Below are 20,751 nucleotides of genomic sequence, written 5' to 3'. Positions count from 1 at the left end.
GGCGCGGGCGGCACAGTCGAGGCGGGCTCTGTCTCGCTGCGGGCGGATGCCAAGCGGTTCCTCGCGACGGCGGAATCGCAATCCTTCAAGGCGTCGCTCGCCAATGCCGGCGGTGTGCTGCCCACGGCGCGCGTCACCGGCACGGTGGAAAGCTTCATCGGGGCGCGCTCGACCCAGGCGGCCAGCGGCGCGGTGACCACGGTCAACACCGGAACCGGCGCTGTGACGCTGTCGGCGGACGGCGATTTCGACGCGGTGGCGAACGTGATCCGGGGCGGCCTGTCGGGCATCTCGATCTCGATCATCCTGGCCGATGCCGACACCGGTGGCGTGATCCGGTCCTACGTGGGCGAAAATGCCGATATCGACGCGGGGTCGCTGTCGGTCACGGTGGACGGCAATGCGACGATGGACGCCACGACCTCGCTCGACTTCTTCGAGGTGGGCGGCATCACCGGCAACTTCTCCGAGGGCAAGTCCGTCGTCTCGGGCAAGCTCGAGGCCTTCATCGGCACCGGCACGGGTCGGGCGGCGGATGGCGCGAGGCCCTCTGATATCAATGTGGGCAGCGGCGACGTGATCGTGCAGGCGGACGGCGCGCTGACGGCCACGACGACCATCGACAGCGTCGGGGCCAGCGCCTTTGACGTGCGCGGCCTGAAACCCACCTCGATCGTCAACGGCGAGGCCCGCGCCTATGTGCGCGAGAATATCGGCATCACCGCCGGCAACCTCGACGTGCGCGTGGGCCAGGACGCCTCGAACCGGGTCAAGATGACGGCCCGGGCCGAGGCCAGTGTGCTGGCCTTCGCCGCGATCAGCGGCGCGGGCCTGATCTCGAACGCGCAGGTCAACGGCCTGTCCGAGGCCTTCATCGGTCCGGCGCTGGGCAAGGCGCCTTCGCGCGCCGCTGGCAAGTCGATAACCGTCTCGGGCGGCATCGATGTCGAGGCCTTCTCGGAATATGAGGTCGAGGCGACCTCGACGGGCGGCGCGGCGGGCCTAGTCAACGTGGCCCTGCTGACCGTGACGGCGACGGTCAACGGCACCACGCGCGCCTATATCGGCGACGGGGCGCTGGTGTCGGGCGGCTCTGTCGGCGTTCTGGCCGATGGCCTGACCGACGCGGATGCGGCGATTTCCAACACGTCCTTCGGCCTGATCGGTGGCGCGGCCGCCTCTGCCAAGGTGACGGACAACCACACGGTCGAGGCCTTCATCGGCGCACAGACCGGCCAGAGCACCGACCCGGGCGAAGAGCCCGCCGAGGTGACCGCCACCAACGGCGACATCACGGTGGACGCGAAACTCGGCAGCGACCTCTATTCCGACGGCGAAATCCTGGGCATCGCGCTGGGTGGCGCGTTCGGGATCGCGCTGACGCAGATCGACTCGGACACGACGACGCGGGCCTATCTTGGCGACGGCGCGACCGTGGTGGCGCAGGGCAATGGCGACGTGGCGGTGACGGCCTTCTCGGACGTCAAGATTAACGCGGACGGCACGGGCACCAACTTTGCCCTCGGCATCGGCTTTTCGGGTGCGTTCACGCGGGTGAACGCCGATCCCAACACAGAGGCCTTCACCGAAGGAACGGTGTCGGTGGTGGCTGACGACTTCTCGCTACTGGCGGATGCGCACACGCTGGTCGACAGCGATGTCAAGGTTGCCGCGGGCGCGCTGCTGGCGGGCATTTCCGGTGGCGTGGCGCGTTCGACCGCGACGCCGCGGGTCAAGGCGATCATGGACAGCGGCACGACGCTGGATCTGGGCGGCACCGTCACGATCCAGGGCCTGTCGTCAAACCGCGCCATCGCCACCACCTCTGCGGTGGGCGGCGGCCTGATTGGCGTGGGCGCGGCCTATGCCAATGCGGGCGCGGCCAGCGATGTCGATGTGCGGCTTGACGGCAATGTGGGCACGCAGACCGAGTCCGGCGCGGATTCCGTCCTGGTCGAGGCCAAGGCGACCGACGATGCCATCGCCAATGCCCGCGCGGTTGCTGGCGGCCTTGCGGCGCTGACCGACAACAAATCCTACGCGACGGCCGGTTCGACCGTGGCCGAGAACGGCGTCGAGACGCTGGATTATGCCGTGACGGCCGAAATCGGCTCGGCCGCTGTGGTGCACAGCGCGGGCGACATCACGGTCCGCGCCCAGATGGATCCCGAGGCCGATGCCGAAACCAAGGGCGTGACCGGTGGCCTGATCGGTGTGGGCGCGTCTCTTTCGGACAGCTACGTCAAGACCAACGTGCAGGCGCTGGTCGGCGCGGGTGCCTTCCTCAAGGCGGGCACGGGCGCGAATGACGACATCCGCATCGAGGCGATCAACAAGCCGGTCGCCGCCCAAGACGTGGTGATCCCCGATTTCGCGATCATCGGCACGAATGCCGCCAACGACAGCCTCACCGTCACGGCCCACAACCTGAACGACGGCGACTCGGTCGAATACGAGAACAACGGCAACTCGGCGATCGGTGCGCTTCAGGGAAGCAGCGTGGACGGCACAACCGGCGAGATCATCCGCCGCGAATACGATGTCATCGTGGTCGATGCGAACAACTTCCAGTTCGGATCGACGTTCTCCGGCACCGCCGTCACCCCGACGCAGGAATACGGCATCGACGATGCCGCCAACCTGCTGACCTTCGCCAACGGGCACAAGTTCGAGGATGGCGACCGGGTGATCTACGACCCGAACGGCAATACCTCGATCATCGATGACGCCAAGCCGAACCCCTATTACGTGGTGGTCGTCGACGATTACACGATCCGGCTGGTCGAGGAAGCGTCCGACGTCAATTTCCAGCGTGACTTTGACGCGGGCGACGTGGACGCCACCGCCGACACGATCACGCTGCTGAACGGCCATGACCTGGTGACCGGCGACAGCGTGGTCTACGATGCGCCCAAGCCCATCGAATTCAACATCGGGCAGGTAGACGCGACACGCGGCACCGCGAACTTCACCCAGAACGGCCAGGCGCAGAGCCAGGTGGTGTTCACCGATGTGGACGCCAACAACAACATCGTCTTTATCAACGAGGATGGCGATCCGCTGTCGCACGGCTTCTCGAACGGCGACCAGGTGGTCTATACCGCGACGAGCACGCAGGAAACGCCCGCCGTGCCGATTGCCGGGCTGCAATTCGGCGAGACCTATCGCGTCGTGGTGGGCGACAGCGACGAGATCTCGCTCAAGTTCAACGACGAGCTGGAAACCAGTGTCGATTTCGTCCGCAACGCGGGCGGTGACCGGATCTATGCCGGCATCGACTGGCTCGACAAGGGCTTCCGCCCCGGCCAGACCCTGTTCATCGAAACGCCCGGCGGCGGCGGGTCGTCGCTGAACAACGGCACCAACTACGTCATCGCGAATGTCATCAGCGACGGCGGCACCAACAACGTGCTGGTGCTGACCGCGGCGAACGCCCTGACCGCGACCCGTGTCAACAACCAGACCGCGACCTGGGCCAGCACCGCCACGCCGGACCGCTACACCGTGACGGCCACCGGCGCCTGGGCCAGCCTTCAGGCCGGATCGCCGCTGACCATCACCGGGCAGAACGCCGGAACCTACAACGTCGTGGCCAAGACAGACAACGTCCTGACGCTCGACCGTCTCAGCGGCGCGGTCACAACCGGTTCGCGTACCGGCACCTTCGACTTCGCCTCTGTCTTCAAGGCCTTCGACGGCCCGGTGATCGAGCTTGACCCGTCGAAATCGGCGGTCACCGCGGCCGTGTCGATCACCGATCCGGCCGGTCTTTACCATCACGTCACCCGGACGGATGGCGGCAACTGGGACAATTCGGTCTTCGTGGCGGGCGGGACCCTGTCCATCTCGGGGCTGGCCACCGGCATTTCCGGCAACACCGACAGTTTCGAGATCCATTCGGTCAGCGGCACCCTGATCCAGCTGGTCAAGGAAGCGGGCAAGACCATCGACACGGGTTCGGGCCTGGCGCGGCTGAACATGTCGCAACCGGTCGACGTGGTCGTGACGGTCGGCACCGACGATGACGGGCTGGGCAGCGACATCGCGGGCGACATCAATGGCAAGGTCCGGTTCGAGCGCGACGCGCTGGGCGACAAGCTGGTCCTGACCTCGGGCACCTGGGCCGGGCAGGGCCTGGCCGAGGGTTTTGCCATCCAGGTCGCCGGATCGGGCGAGAACGACGGCACCTACGAGATCAAGTCGATCTCGGGCGCGACGCTGCGGATCACCGACACGTTCACCGTCAAGGATACCCGCATCGCCGATGCCATCACCTTCACCGCGGCGCCGAACGCCAGCGAGACCGACCGCATCACGCGGGCCGGCGGCTGGTCGGACACGGCCTTCGGAACGGGCTCGACCATCGTCATCAGCGGCACGGGCGGCGTCTTTGACGGCACCTATTCCGTGGTCGAAGTGGACGGCAACGACCTGGTCCTGGCGACGGCGACCTTTGCGGGCAACGGGTTCGACGCGACGACCACCATTGCCAAGCCTGTCTTCGACGAGATCATCCTGACCCAGAAGGGCCACAACACCGGCGCCGACATCCACCAGCTGATCCTGGCCGAGGACGCGCCGATCAAGACGGCGGGCGGCGGCAGCCTGGAGATCGGGCGCAGCTATTACGTCGAGGTCAGCGGCAACGACGTCACCCTGTTCACCGACAAGGCACGGACGAACAAGGTTGACCTCGTCGCGCAAACAGGGCTGGGCAACGCCACCCACAGCTTTGAACGCGTGGTCGACCTGAACGACGTGGGCGGCGAAGAGCATGTCCTGCGCATCGACATCACCCAGAACGGCGCCCCCGCCGGCAACCACAAGATCCTCGGACCGGGCGGTTCTGACCTGGCGACCGAGCTGGCGATTTCCGGCGACGGGCGCTCGCTGGCCAAGGCCAAGGGATCGGGCGGCGGTTTCGTCGGCGTGAACACCAATGACGCGCAGGCCGACCAGATCACCGTCACCCGCGCCATTCTGGATGCCGCGGTGGTCGAGGCGGGCGGCTCCGTGTTCGTCACGGTCGACCTTGAAACCGACGGCATGGCCAACGTGCGCAACGGCACCGGCGGCTTCGTCGGTATCGGCGACGCTGACGCGCGGTCCAACCAGACCACCACCGCCGAGGCGACGATCGGCGACAACGTGCGTCTGCGCGCGGGCAAGAACCTGACCGTAGAGGCCGACACCTTCCACCGCTCCGACATCTTCTCGCAGTCGAGCGCGGGCGGGTTCGTGGGCCTGGCCGACGCCACGGCGCGGACCAACATGGATTACGACATCGATATCGGCGTCGGCGCGTCCAGCAACATCCTGGTGGGCGGCGACGTGCGCATCGCGGCCGATTTCTCGGCTGACGTGGACAGCCAGGCCAAGGCCAGCGGCCTGGGCTTTGGCGGCGACGGCCGGTCGCTGAACGACGTGAACCTGGACGGCGGCACCGCCGACGCGATCATCGGCACGACCACGATCATCGAGGGCACGACCGTCGCCATCGACATCGGCACCGGCAGCGTCAACATCAACGCCGACGGCTCGGCCAAGGGCGCGGGCTTCTACTCCGAGGGTGAGGACGACACGGACGTGTCCTACACCGCCCTGCACCGGGTGGACGTGGGCAACCTGGCGAAGATCACCGGCTTCGAGGGTGTCGATTTCGTCGCTGCCTTCGGCGATCCGCAGACCCCCGCAGAGGAAGTCTACCTGCGGGCCCGCAGCTTTGCCCGCTCGACCGGCCTGTTCGGCTGGGTCAGCGCGGACGCCAACGTGCACCGGCAGCTCGACTCCTCGGTCATCTCCGGGTCGGATGCGCTGATTACTGCGGGACCGCGCGACAACCTGGATACGCCGCTGCGCACGGATGGCGCCTCCAGCCAGATGGCCTTCCTGATCCTTGCGGGTGGCGAGGACGCGAACATCGTCCGCGATCCCCAGACCTCCAAACGGTCGCTGGCCTCTGGCGGAAGTCATGGCAGCACCACAGGTGGCCGGACCGAGACCGTCGATATCGAGAGCGACGTGCTGATCCTGTCGGGCAAGATCCCGCTGCTGGAAGTCTCGGCCGTGATCGACACGCAGGGCAACATCCTCGAGGCGACGAATATCGACATTATTGACGACGAAGGCCTGAAGAATACCGCCGGCCAGCAGATCAAGTCGGCCACCAGCACGATCAACGTTCAGGACATCGTCAACCCCGGCTCAGGCGACGTGGTGATCCGCGCCAAGGACGCCATCACCGGCACCGAGGCCAAGACCTGGGAATGGCGGGACAGCCTGCCGCAGGTGCGCATCCTGAACCAGTCCGACCTGGACCTCGTGCTTCAGGACATCAACGTGCTGGGCGACCGCGCGCCGGTGGCCTATCTCGACCCGACCACCGCGCTGCGCAACCTCGTCTTCACGATCAAGCGCGACGTGGCCCCGAGCCTCGTCACCATCGAGAACACCGGCAAGGGCGACGTGATCCTGACCGGCATCATCGAGAACCCGATCGGCACGACCTCGATCTATAACCATAACGGCGACATCCTGTCGACGGGCACCCGGGCGACCTCGCTCATCCGCACCAACATCCTGCGGCTGGAAACCGACGACCTGGCCGACGGCATCGCGCCGCTGGATCAGGGGGTGGGTACGATCGGCACCTCCTCGAACCGGATCAACGTGGATATCGTGGATGCCGCCGACCTGCCGCGCGCCACGGAATTCGAAAGCCGCCAGGTCTTTGTCGGCGACAATTCCATCGGCCTGTCCTACGAGAACACGTTCTACACCGGGCAAATGGTGACCTATCTTGCCGGGTCCGCCACCCTGGGCGGGCTGACCAGCGGCGAGAACTATTTCGTCATTGTCTCGCAAGACGGCCTGTCGGTGCAGCTGGCGCTGACACGGGCGGATGCGCTGGCGGGCAACGAGATCGACATCACCAGCGCGGGGGCGGATACAAACAGCCACAGCCTGACGCCGATCACCCGCTTCAACGTCGACTCGGCCGACAACATCTTCCTCGACGTGCTGGGTCGCCAGCGTGTGCCGGGCGGTGTGGTGCCGACCCCGCCGAACTACATGGTGACCATCGACGCCGTCGACGCGGTGGGCGACGTCGACATGATCCTGCAAACCTCGGTCCGCGAGACGAATGTCGGCCTGCGCGGCGGCGTAACCGTCAAGCACCCGGCACAGGCGGGTGGCGGCACCTATGTCGTCTATTTCGAGCCCGAACAAAATCCGATCCCGAACAAGTATATCGGCGCCTATGCCAACAACCCGTCCAAGATCGCCAGCGTCTACAGCTTCCGCGAGGCGGACCAGGCCACCGACCAGCTGACCCAGCCCGGCGTCAGCGCCGGCGGCAACATCGTCATCAAGGCGGCCGCCGCCACCGTGCAGGCCGAACCGCGCACCGACATCATCGGCATCACCGAGATCCTGTCGGGCGGCGATATCGACATCTGGACCAACGGCTATGTGACCGTCACCGAAAAGACCGGCGACCTGCGGGTGCAGCGTATCCGGTCGGAATTCGACGACGTGCTGCTCTATTCGCCGCAGGCCATCATCGACGCGCGCAGCGCGACCGAGGAACTGGGCAATGCCAACCCCGAGGCGGATGTCTCGGGCACCAACATCACGCTGGTGGCGGGCGCCGACCTGGTGGTGGGCACCGGTCCCTACTTCCTGCTGCCCGACGCGACGGCCGTGACCGCCGGGACGACGGTGGAACAGGGCCTTGGCGGCGTCGGCAAGCGCGACGCCTGGCTCGAGATCAACACCGATCTCAAGAATAGCGACGGCGTGCTGAGGGTCTTCGACACTACGTCGACCAATTCGGGCGGCGTGTGGCTGGACGAGACCGTCGGCGACATGCGCATCCATACCATCGACATGAAGGACGCCAACCCGTTCGACGGCCTGACCCGCAACGCCGCGGACAGTGACGACGTGGGCCTGCGCAGCCAGGCGGGGAGCATCATCGACGCCCGGAATGACGAGGTCTGGAACGTGCGCGCGCAGTCGATCTTCATCGACGCACATGGCGGCTCGATTGGCCAGGTCGGTAACGACCTCGATATCGACAGCCGTTACAACATCTTCGGTCTGTCGGTGGACGACGTCATGCTGGAGGCATCGGACAGCATCTACCTGACCGAGACCGCGAACCAGCTCTACCTGACCTTCGCCCACACCTATACCGGCGACATCCGCCTGACGGTGCGCGAGGATGGCATCGTCGCGGGGCAGGAGGGCACCGCCGACTTCATCCTGACCGATGTGGACGCGACCGATCCGGGTCTTGCGCAATTCGCGCAGGACGGCACGGCGGCGCCGACCCGGCATGCGGACGCGCCGCGCACCATCACCAATGCCACGATCTTTGCCGAGGCCGGCTGGATCGAGGTCCGCGCGGGCGACGACATCGACCTTGACAGCAACGCCCGCGTCCTGGCCGCCGAGGGTATCGAGTTCTACGGCGACGCGCGCGTGGTGAACGACGGGCCGTTCCTGGCCGATACCGACGCGGGCTTTGGCGCCACCATCGAGATCCGGGGCCAGCTGATCGCCGGGGCCGTCGTGGTGCCTGGCACCGATGCGGCGGGCGGCGCGCCCGTCGGCACGGCCCAACGCTCGACCCTCGCGCCCATCCATCTGCTGGAAATCTTCGGCAACGCCGACGAGGACAATATCGACTTCGGCGACATGGGCGGGATCGCAGGCACGACCCTGCTCGGCACAGCGGGCTATGTCTTCCTCGGCTCCAAGACGCGGGCCTATGGCAGCCAGTCGCGGCCCGTCTATGACGGCTTGGAAGGCCGCTTTGTCAGCGCGGGCGACGATGGCGAGGACACGTTCCGCGTCTTCTACCTGCAAGACACGCTGACCCGCACCGGGCCGCTGACCGGCTCTGTCGTGGCGGAACACACTCTGACGCTGGACGGCCAGGCCGATACCGACACGGTCGAGGTCTACACGCTGGGCTCGCAGGGGCCAGATACGCGCAACTACGTGATCAACGTGCTGGATACCGGCGCCGAGGATGACGGCGTGGACGACATGACGATCTTCGGCCGCGACTATCAGCCCCTGCCGGGCGATCCGAACGCGGGCGCCGTGGACGACATCTTCCTGACGCGCGCGGCGGCCTATCTGCCCAGCGACGAGGTGGGCGGCATCAAGGTCGAGGACACTGCCGACCGGCCCGGCTATGTGGCCATCCTGCATGGCACGCTCGACCCCTACCAGGACGTGATACCCGGCAACGAGGACAGCATCGAGGTCCAGCGGATCAACTACGACACCGCGCTGAACGGGCGGCTGACCATCGAGGGCAGGGGCGGAAACGACGCCTTCTTCTCGGACGACATGACGGTGATCGCCACCTATGACGGCGGCGCCGGCGACGACACGTTCCAGATCGGCCAGATCTTCGGCTCGAACCGCAGCGAGGCGGATGGCAACCTGCTGCCACAGGACGAATTCGTCGATCTCGTCGCCACCACGCGCGGCTGGCTGTCGCGCGGCTCGTCCGCGCCGGTCCTGGCGCAGGGCGGCACCGGCAACGACACGTTCCGCGTCTATTCCAACCAGTCCGAACTGCGGCTTGAAGGCGACGACAACAATGACCTGTTCATCGTCCGCGCCTTCGCCATCGCGGCCACGACCGACTGGAACTGGGATTTCTCGGTCGATGGCACGACGACAGGAGGCGACCCGCTTACCACGGTTCCGAATGTCGACGATCTGGATGCGGGCCGGGCGGTGCTGACCTTCCTCTACGACTGGGTCGAGGGGGATGACTTCATCTTCGGCACGGGCGACGACCAGACGCCCGCCAGCGCAATCGCGCAGCTGACGCTGTCGACGCTGATGGACCTTGGCGTGCAGGTCACGACCGAGGCGGAGGCCACCGCCTATCGCACCGCGCTGGCTGCGGCGCTGCCCAAGGATGGCGGCCCGGCCGATTACGTCTTCGACATCAACGGCGACGGCGGGATCAACTTCCTCGATCTCTACATCACCCTGGGCAACAGCACCGACGACACGATCGTGCTGGACGAGGACGGCGTGGCCAGCCCGCAGATCGGGCTCGGGTTCTCTGTCGCGCAGGCGCCGGACATTCGCGCCGGCGGCGGCCAGGACGAGGTGCGCTACAACATCAACGCGCCAGTCAGCGTCGATGGCGGTACCGGTTTCGACAAGCTGGTGATCCTCGGCACCGAATTCGCCGACGACATCGCGATCACCGACAAGGGTATCTTCGGCGCGGGCCTGAACGTGCGTTACACCACGGTCGAGGTTGTCGAGGTCGACGGCCTTGAAGGCGACGACAAGTTCTATGTCCGCTCCACCGCCTTCGGCGTGGCCTATCGCGTCATCGGCGGCTTGGGGTCGGACATCATCAACGTCGCGGGCGACGTGCAGGAAGACATCATCACCCGCGAACTCGAGGGCATCTCGGGCGCGGCCGATCACCTGGTCCAGTCCGGCGACATCTTCTATGACGGGCTGGTGGTCGACGGTCTCGATTACAACGTGACCACCGACGGCGAGGGCCTGGTGGTCATCGACGAGGGCGCCGACGGCTTTACCGCCGTGCGCGAGGGCGCGACGGACGGCCTGTCGATCGACAGCTACACCGTGCGTCTTGCCCGCAAGCTGACCGGCGACGAGGTGGTCTATGTCACCGTCTCGGCGGCCCGGTCGCCCGAGGAGGAACGCAACGACAGCTTCGCCAACCCGTCGCCGCTGCCCAATGGCGCGGGCGACACGATGTGGGTCTCGACGGCCTATCCGGCGGGCACTGCGCAGGGCAACGGCACGATCTACGGCGTCGACTACCTTGAATCCGGCACGCTGGCCGACGAGGCCTTCCTTCGGCCGGTGACCTATGAGGGCGTCGATGGCTACGTCGAGAACCGTGCTGTCACGCTGGTCTTCGACGCCAGCAACTGGGATCAGGCACAGGATGTCTATCTCTGGGCCGTGGACGATGCCCGCGCCGAGGGCGACCGCGTGGTCGTGGTGCAGCATTCGGTGATCTCGGGCACGTCGGCGGATTACGACGCCATCGACGTTCGCAACGTCGAGGTACAACTGCGCGACAACGACACGCCCGGCGTGCTGGTGACAGAGGTCGACCCGGACAGCGTCAGCATCCTGGGCGACGGCACCGTGGCCGCGGGCTTTGTCGAGGATGGCCGCAGCCTGATCGTCGAGGGCGACGCCACCGCGGGCCTGTCCGACGTGATCCTCGTCCAGCTCTCGCGCGAGATCGAGGCGGGCGACCAGGTGGTCGTCAAGGTGAATTTCGGCGACCTGACCGGCAATCTCGACCTGGCGGAACTGACCGACCAGGCCATGGTGCTGGAGAATGTCGGCGGCAGCACCCGCTTCGACGCGCTTAACCGCACGATCACCTTCGACAGCACCAACTGGGACAAACCGGTGGCCGTGCGCGTCGTGCAACTGAACGACGCGATCGAGGAGGATCCGCAGACTGCCGTCCTCAGCTTTGGCCAGAACCTCGAGACGGTTTCGGACCTGACGCTGGGCAGCTGGACCGACGCCGATGACGGCGACACCGAAAAGCTGGCGCTGACGCTGAACGGTGCGGGCTGGGTGGCCAGCGGTTTTGCCCGCGAAGGCGTGACGATCACCGGCATTCCCGGCCTGGCCGCGGCGACCATCGCAGGCTTCGCCGATGCGGGCCAGACGGCGCTGCTGGATGTGCTCGCGGCGGGCTTCACCCCTGGCGACTACGCCGCCGCCACCGCGACGCGCGTGCTGACCGCGGGTGAACAGGTCAGCGACGACAGCAACGGGATCGCGGGCGACTATGTCTTCCCGAACCTGCGCTCGGGCACCGGCCTGCTGGATGTCTCGGTGATCGACGATGACACGCCCGGATCGGTCGTGCTGGAATCGGGCCGCGACACCGTGCTGGTTCCGGCCACGGCGACGGCGGGCATCTTCGACGTCACCGGCGGCAATACGATCAAGGCGCTTGAAGACGGGTTCGACTGGCGGGCCGAGGGCTTTGACCTTGGCGACACGATCGAATTCGGCGGCTCGGGCATCTTTGCGGGCACTCGGACCATCGCGACGATTTCCGGCGACACGATCACCGTCGTGGGCGGCGGGCTGTCGAACGGAACGGGCCAGTATGCCCGCATCGTCTCGCAATCCGGCGCGCCGCAATCGGACACCTACAAGCTGCGCCTGACGCAGCAGCCGGGTGCCGACGTGACCGTATCGGTCCTGACCGACGGTCTGGCCGACGTGACCTGGATCGACGCCAATGGCGACGGCATCCGCGACGCCGGCGAAGAGATCACCGCGACCGATTACCAGACCATCGGCGGAGAGCGCCCGGTGCAGCTGTTTGCGGGCACGCTGGATTTCGGCACCGATGGCGGCCTGACCACGATCACCCGCGGCGCGGGTTCGGACCTTGGCAGCTTCCTGTCGGAAGGCTGGCAGGCGGGCGACCTGATCCAGGTCGGCAACAGCGGGCTGATCGACGGCGTCACCTACGAGGTGGCCGCGGTCACGGCGACGACGATCGCCCTGACCGTGAACACCGGCGCCGGCACGGTGGCGGGCGTCGACGACGTGCTGCTGTCGAAGATGATCGAGACCGAGGTTTGGACCGGCGAGGTGCGTTACGAAACCGCCGGGGACGGCTCTGACCAACTGATCCGCACCGAGGCCTTCGTAGACGCCACCGGCATCGACGTGAACGATCCCGACGCGCTGGCGGTGCTGGAGGGCGATCCGAACTTCACCGTGCAGGGCTTCCTTGGCGAGGGCTTTGTCGAGGGGATGCGCGTGCGCATCACCAATCTCGGCAACCCGGCCCAGTATGTCGACGCCAAGATCGCGATCATCCGCGGCTTCAATGGGTCCAAGGACCACACGCTGCAATTCACCTTCGAAACCAACGACTCCTTCGCCTCGGCCGCATGGCTGACCAGCGGTAGCCCGGTGCAGGTCGACGTCAATCGCCTTGCCGTGCAGGCGGTCTTCACCGACGCGAACTACTACGTCGCGCAGACGGTCGAACTGACCGCGGACCCCTATTACGACGTGCCGACCACCCGCGAAGGGGTCAAGATCTTCCCGGTGCAGGCGCATCTGCTGGCCAATATCCGCGGCCCACTGGCCGTCGAGGGCGGACCCTCGGGCGCCGACAGGTCGCTTCAGAACGGCGTCAAGCTGCCGGGCGAGACGGATGAATTCCTGATCGCCATCGGCACCCAGGCGCCGGAAAGCCAGCAGATCGACGTGCTGAACATCTTCAACGACGGCAGCCAGGCGGACGGTTCCGGCATCCTGACCGAGACGACGCTGAAGGGCTTCGGCATGGGGCCGGACCTGGTCTTCCCGTTCGTCGAGGGGCCGCTCTTTGGCGAAGGCAATGCCGATGCCGGGCCGGTGACGCTGACCTATCCGGGAGGCATCAGCTTCGGCAAGGTGAACTTCGGTTCGTCCGGCGTCAGCAACGACAGCCAGGTGTCCACCGTCGAGGTCGTGAACGTTATGCTTGGCGTGGGCAACGACCGGCTGGAAGTGCAGGGCACGCTGAACCCGGCGCCCTTCGTGCAGGCGACCAACGACTTCACCTTCGTTGCGAACTGGAACACCAGCACCGTCGGCGGTTTCGACGGCACCGATTACGGCTTCCTCGTGACGCAGCAGCCCGACCTTGGCGGCAAGGTGCTGATCACCCGCGACGGCTATGACTGGAAGGCGCAGGGCTTCCTCGTCGGCCAGGACGTGTTCCTTGTCGATGATGACGGCACCGAGGTCTTCCTTGGCCGCGTGCTGGCGATCGAGGATGCCATCGCCTATTTCGACGAATTCGGCGCCCCGGTCATCGACCCCGAAACCGGCACGCCCTATCGCGACCCGAACGACAACTCTCTCCTGATCCTGGACAGCACGGTTCTGCAGCCGCTGGACCTGAGCGGCGACGACACGCTGATAGCGGTCGACAAGGAGGTGTTGCAGGTTCTCGACGCCACCGTGGCCGTGTCCAATGCCGGCGCGATCACGCTGCGGCGCGACGATGGCGGTGTGTGGGCGGATGACGGCTTTCTTGCCGGGCACCTGATGCAGATCGGCATCGGCGAGGCGCGGCAGCAGGTGCGCATCGTCGAGATTCTCGCCGACGACACGCTGCTGGTCGAAGGCGCGGGCCTGAGCGATGGCCAGACCTTCACTGACACCGCCTTCTGGGTGCAGGGCAACCATGGCAGCCTGACCGTGCTGCATGGCGGCGGCAACGACTATATCGACAGCCTCGGCCAGTTCGACTTCACCAATGGTCAGACCTGGACGAACGGCGCGGGCGATCCCGTGGCGGTCGATCACCTGACCCGTCTCGACGGGCGGGGCTTTGACGAGGCCGGCTTTGCGGTCGGGCAGATCATCCTGCTGGAAGGCGAGGATTACACCCGCGAGATCCTGGCGATCCTCGATGCCGACCAACAGGCCTACTTCCCGAACCCGCTGAACCCGCCGCCCTTCGCCAACTGGGGCGAGGGTTCGATCCTTGTCCTGAGCGAGCCGCTGGGCAGCGGCACAGAGCTGGGCAACCTGAGCGACACCGAGCTGCTGATCACCGTGCCCGAGGCGCTGGAGACCTCGCATGTCCTCGATGTCCGCATCGAGGTGATCGAGCGCGGCGCGACGATCGAGACCTACCTGACCCTTGTCGGCGCCAATGCCGGCCAGACCTGGGCGGGCCTCGGCTACAACGCCGATGACGTGCTGTTCATCGAAGGCTATGCGGGCGGCTTCCGCATTGCGGCAATCGACGGGGCCGAGATGCAGCTGCTCGAGGCCGCGCTGGGCGATTGCGCCGACCCCGTAACGGGCATGGCCACCCTGCGCCTGACCACCTACGACGAGACCCGCGGCGGCGGCGCGCGCGTCGGCGGCGATACGTTCATCGTAACCGGAGGCGCCGGGCCGAACAGCCCGTTGGTCATCTACGGCGACACCAGCCAGGACGGCGTCTGGTATTCCGGCCATTCCTGGGATCGCCTGGGCCTCGAATTCGGCGAAAAGCCCTTCGACCCGTTCCCGAAACTCTCCGACCAGGAGAACGAGGACGACGAGTGGGTCTTTGCCCTGGCCAACCCGTTCGACCTGCACGGCAACGACGTGATCGACGCCTCGGCACTGTTCGCGGACGACCCCGATGCGTCGCTGACGATTTCGGTCGGCATCACCGCCTATGGCGGCATGGGCAACGACCTGATCATCGGCTCGCAGACCGGCGACCACCTGGCAGGCGGTTCCGGCAACGACACGATCATCGGCCAGCGCGGCACCGACCACATCTATGGCGACAGCGGGTTCAACGTGAACATCCTGACGCGCGCCCTGACGGTGGCGACGGTGAACGCCAGCCCGCTGCCCTCGGTCGACCCGAGTCTGCCGCGTGGCGACGGTTCCATCGATCCGGCGGCCAGCCCGGTTGCGGACCTGATGGGTAAGCAATCGACCAACCCGGCAACCCGTGCGGCGCAACTGGCGCTGTATGGTGCCGTTCCGGGCACCGGCGCCGACGTAATCGAGGGCAACGGCTCTGGCATCGCGGACGGCACGCCGGACATCGTATTTGGCGATCATGGTCAGGTCATCCAGTTCGTGCTGGATCCGAACCTGCCCGATCCGGTGGGCCAGGACTGGTTGGGCGAGACCGTCTTTGCGGGCATCCCGCAAAAGATCCAGACCACCTTCCTGTCGACGATCCTCGAGATCAACTCGGCCGAGCCGCAGACCGGCGGCGACGACATCCTGTTCGGCTCCGAGATCGACGACATCCTGATCGGCGGCGCGGGCAACGACATGATCGACGGCCGCGAGGGCGACGACCTGATCTTTGGCGACAATGTCGACCTGACGCGCCGCAACGGCATCGACGGCGGCGACATCACCAGCCTGCGCTTCCAGACGCTTGCCGGCGTGCTGATGTATTCGCGTTCCGACCGGGCGCTGTCCGACGGCTATGCCGAGGCCGGCACCACGGGCCCGAACAGCGGTGTGCTGATGGTGACGCTGGACGCGTTCGGCAACCCGGTGGCGCGCGACTACCGCGATCCGAACGGGCCGGGCTGGTGGACGGAATACGCCATCGACTACGCCCGTTACCACACGTTCGACATCAATGACGGACTGGTGGGGCAGGGCTCTTTCGGCAACGACTACATCGCTGGCGGCGCCGGGAATGACCAGATCTTCGGTCAGCTGGGTCGCGACACGATACAGGGCGATGGCGCCATCGACGACGCGGTGGCCACCCGTGGCGACGGAACCTCGGCCGGGGTGCAGTCTGACAACCCGTTGTTCGGAGGCCTGATCGTGCCGACGCGCTATGTCAGCGCGGCGCGCGAATTGCCCAGCTTCGAGAATGGCGTGGCCGACCCGATCGGCGCGCTCAAGATCGTCGCGGCGATCGAGGGCAACCCGGCGACGGACGGCAACGACTATATCGAGGGCGGCGGCGGCTGCGACGTGATCTTCGGCGGTCTTGGCCAGGACGACATCGTGGGCGGTTCGTCCGACTTCTTCGGGCTGATCCTTGCCGACCTGCGCCCGGATGGCGAGGACATGTTGTTCGGCGGCAATGGCACGGAATCGGCGCGGCTGAACGCGGCGGCTCTGACTGACGGCACGCTCGGCTTCGAGACCGGGATCGTCACCGACCCGACCGGTACCGAGAATTACGGCGACGATACGGTGATCGGTTCGGGCCGCAATGCCCGCGACGCCGACGTGATCCTGGGCGACAACGGCCGCATCATCCGGCTGGTGGGCGTGAACGACCTCGACCTGCTGGACGCGGATGGCAATGCCGCGACCCTGGGCAACATCGCCAACCCGGATTACGCCGCTCTCTACCTGGCGCGGAACGGCCTCTACCTGTCCTACACCTATGACACCAATCTCGACGGGTTCCAGACGCTGACGGGCACCACGGTCAACCCGTTTGTCCGCGACACCGGCTACAACGACGAGGGCGGCGAGCGGATCATCGTGCGTGGCGTGACCACGCTGGATTACCTGGCGGGCGGCCCGGATTACTCGGCCAATGCCGGCGCCTCCGACCTCGACACGCCTGTGACTCTGGACAAGAACGCAGCGGTGCCGGTGGGCGGCGACAAATGGCGCAAGACCTATGGCTTCTGGTCGCTGACCGATATCGGCGGCGCGGACGAGGTGCATGGCGGCGCGGGTGACGACATCGTCTATGCCGGCGGCGGCGACGACATCGTTTATGGCGATGCCGATCATGACGACATCATCGGGGGCTGGGGCAACGACTGGATCTCGGGCGGCACTGGCAATGACGGTGTGATCGGCGACGACGGCCGCATCTTCACCAGCCGCAACACCGGCCTGTCGGATGACGGCGCGGTCAGCCTAAAGGGCAACACCCGCAGCTTTGGCAATTACGGCACCGAGTTCGCAGAGGAGCTGTTCGGCGTCTGGTCGCTGCTCAACGCGGATCCCGACAGCCGCACCAGCCAGGGCGTCGTCCTGAACGAGGAAATCTACACGCCCGGCCAGGTGCAGCGCGCGCTGATCAACCGCGCGGGCGAACTGATCAAGTCGGTCGATCTCAGCCCGTTCGACGTGATCGACAGCACCATCGAGCCGGTCTCTTCGGCCAACCCGAACGCGCATGATCCGAAATTCGCCGATGACATCATCTTTGGCGGTCTCGGCGACGACTTCCTGCATGGCGGATCGGGCGACGACGCGATCGGCGGACAGGAGGCGCTGCGCGACAGCTACATGGTCTGGTTCGAGGGCGACCTGCCCGCGGGTATCGGCAATGCGCCGGACATGCCGCTGGACAGCGTGGACAACCCTGACAACCCCTATGCCAACGGCGACGGGATGGTGCTGGTGCGCACCGACTTCACCCGGCCCTGGAACCCCGGCGACATCCTGCTGTTCGGCACGGGCGAGGCGCACTGGAACGAGCCGAACCCGGTGCAGCAACGCACGGGCGAGTTCTATCTCTACGACGAATACGACCCGCGCCGCGTGATCCTGTTCCAGGACGACGGCAGTGTCTGGGAGGGCGGTGTCGATCCCGAGGACGCCAGCGATCCGCTGAACGATCCGGCGAACTTCCGGCAGTATTTCCTCAACGCCTATGACAACGAGGGCCTGCGGCTGGAAGGGATCACCGACTTTGCCCCGAACGGAACGCCGATCCTCGGCTCCGAGCGGGTGGTCGAAAGCGATGGCGACGACCGGATCTTCGGTGACATGGGCAATGACTGGATTGTCGGCGGCACCGGGCGCGACCATATCTACGGCGGCTTCGGCAACGACCTGATGAATGCCGACGACGTGCAGGGCGGTCCGGGAACCTCTTACGACAACGGCGATTTCGGCACCGATGACGACGGCGACGCCGGTCTGAACGATACGCCCGAGACGCATTACACCTGGGAGGACCGCGTCTTTGGCGGCGCCGGCCTCGACATCCTGATCGGCAATACCGGCGGCGACCGGCTGATCGACCACCTGGGCGAGTTCAACAGCTACATCGTGCCCTTCGCCCCCTTCGGCATTGCCACGGTCAGCCGCCAGGTGCCGCCGCAGCTGTGGGATTTCCTGACCGCGCAGGCGGCCAGCGACGGTGTCGACATGACGCGCACCGCCGATACCGGCAGCCTCACGGCGACGCAGGACAGCCGCTATTCGGCGGTGATCCAGCAGCAGGGCAACCCGCATGGCGAGATCGGCCTTGTCACCCAGCGCGATCACGGCTTCTGGCAGGACCAGTCCGGCCCGCCGACCGATCCGCAGGCGGGCAACATCCCCGGCGGACGGCGCGACATCCTGCGCACGGCGGACTTCAACGACCGCTCGGGCGACGGGTTTGCGGTGGATCGCGGCAAGTTCGATGCCACGGGCGGCGTGCTGAACATCGCCTCGGCCACCCAGTCGACGACGGCAGCGGCGGTCTTCCTGCTGGACGACTACAAGCCCAGCTATTTCGAGGTCCTGGCCACCTTCAACCTCGACAAGCCCATGGGCGGGTGGAAGTCGAACGGCTACGTGATCTTCGACTACTACAGCGACACCGACTTCAAGTTCGCAGGCATCAACATCTCGACCAACAAGATCGAGATGGGCTACGTCGATGACACCGGCTGGCACTATGTCCAGCAGTCGAACAAGCCGGTGCAGATCAAGCCGAACAAGAGCTATGACGTGACAGTGGCCGTGAACGGCAACAACGTCACCGTGGCGGTGGCAGGCGTGAACTGGTTCAGCTACGACTACACGCCGCGGCTGGACGTCTACGGCGCTCCGATCCCGCTGGCGCGCGGCATGGTCGGCGTCGGCATGGACGGCTCGAAGGGCCGGATCGATAACTTCAAGGTGCAGATCCTGCCGCCCGACTGGACACTGGAGGAAACCGACGACTTCGCGCCGCCGATTACCGAGTTGCCGCGCGAGATCCAGTCCAGCACCTGGGTCGAGACATCCGGCACGCTGACAGGCACGGCGAACGGCCCCGCGCCAGCGGTGCAGACGGTGAACCTGAATGTTGGCCTTCTGGCCAACTCGATCCTCGAACTCGAGGCCGATATCGCGACACAGGGCGTCGCGGGCTTCGTCTTCGACCGCTACGACGCGCTGAGCTACAAGTTTGTCGCGCTGGACACGGCGAATGACCGGATCGTAGTGGGCCACGCCACCGCCGAGGACGGGCAGGTTATCGACGCCTCCTATGCGGTGTCGCTGAACGGCTCTGCGGTGCGGCTGAAGGTCGGGATGCAAGGCGCGGGGCTGGACATCACCCTGAACGGCACGCCGGTCGCAAGCTTCGGCTTCAACTCGGCGCTGGTCGACGGCGATTTCGGTCTTGCGGTCCTGTCGGGCGAGGCGCGCTTTGCCAACTTCCGGCTGGCGACCAACGACGCCCAGTTCGCCGCGGCGCTGAAACTGTCGCAGGAGAGCCTTGGCGCCTTGCCCGCGGCGGGCACGATCAGCGCCGATGCCCTCGACCCCGCGATCGTGCAGGGCATCTACGACGCGGCCCTCCAGGACTGGATCGACGCGGGCTATGTCGATGCCCATGAGGCCGCCGCGCTGGCCGAAGTGACCATCGTGCTGGCCGACCTCGAAGGCGCGACGCTCGCCCGCGCGGTCGAACCCGACACGATCCTCATCGACATGACCGCGGCCGGGGCGGGCTGGAACCTGTCCGGCGCCACGCAAACGGAAAGCGGCGGCCTGATCGCCTCGGGCGTCGATCTGCTGACCGTGCTGCGGCACGAGATCGGGCATCTGCTGGGCCTCGAGCACGAGGACCTGCTGATCATGTCCGAAGAGCTGGACGCCGGCACCCGAGTCTCGGTGACGGCCGAGTCCAGCGCAGGCGGGGGCACGACCACCGGCGACACGTCCGGAGGCACCACCGGCGGGACGATCGATGGCGGAACGACCGGTGGCGGCAAGGGCAAGAAGTCTGCGGCACTGGTCTTCGATCCGGTCAGCGGTGCGCTGATCGACGGGGCCGAGGCACGGCAGCTCTTTGCGGCGCGCGAGGCCGAGGCCGCCGCGGCGGTGGGTGCCATCTCGCTCGCCGGGCACCAGCTGAAGGGGCGCACTCCGGAACCCGGCCAGCCCGCGCGTCCGATCGCCGCCGCGGGCAAGTCCGGCAGCCGCCTGCGTGGCCTGCGCCGCTGGTTCAGCAAGTCGGCGTAA

General features: G+C 66.5%; 1 protein-coding gene (running past one end of the window). It reads left to right on the top strand.

Features of this window, described 5'->3' with window-relative positions; translation table 11 throughout:
* On the top strand, positions 1-20,751 hold the 3' portion of the coding sequence (locus KB874_RS21355) for an LEPR-XLL domain-containing protein (protein ID WP_212538590.1). The gene continues 17,862 nt to the left of window position 1, outside the view; the window shows 20,751 of its 38,613 coding nt (coding positions 17,863-38,613); its start codon lies beyond the left edge, outside the window; it ends in the stop codon at positions 20,749-20,751.

Origin of the sequence: Thetidibacter halocola, from assembly GCF_018224955.1 — a bacterium.
Classification (GTDB): domain Bacteria; phylum Pseudomonadota; class Alphaproteobacteria; order Rhodobacterales; family Rhodobacteraceae; genus Thetidibacter; species Thetidibacter halocola.
Note: the sequence above shows the minus strand (reverse complement) of the source record. Positions and strands in the feature narration are given on the sequence as shown.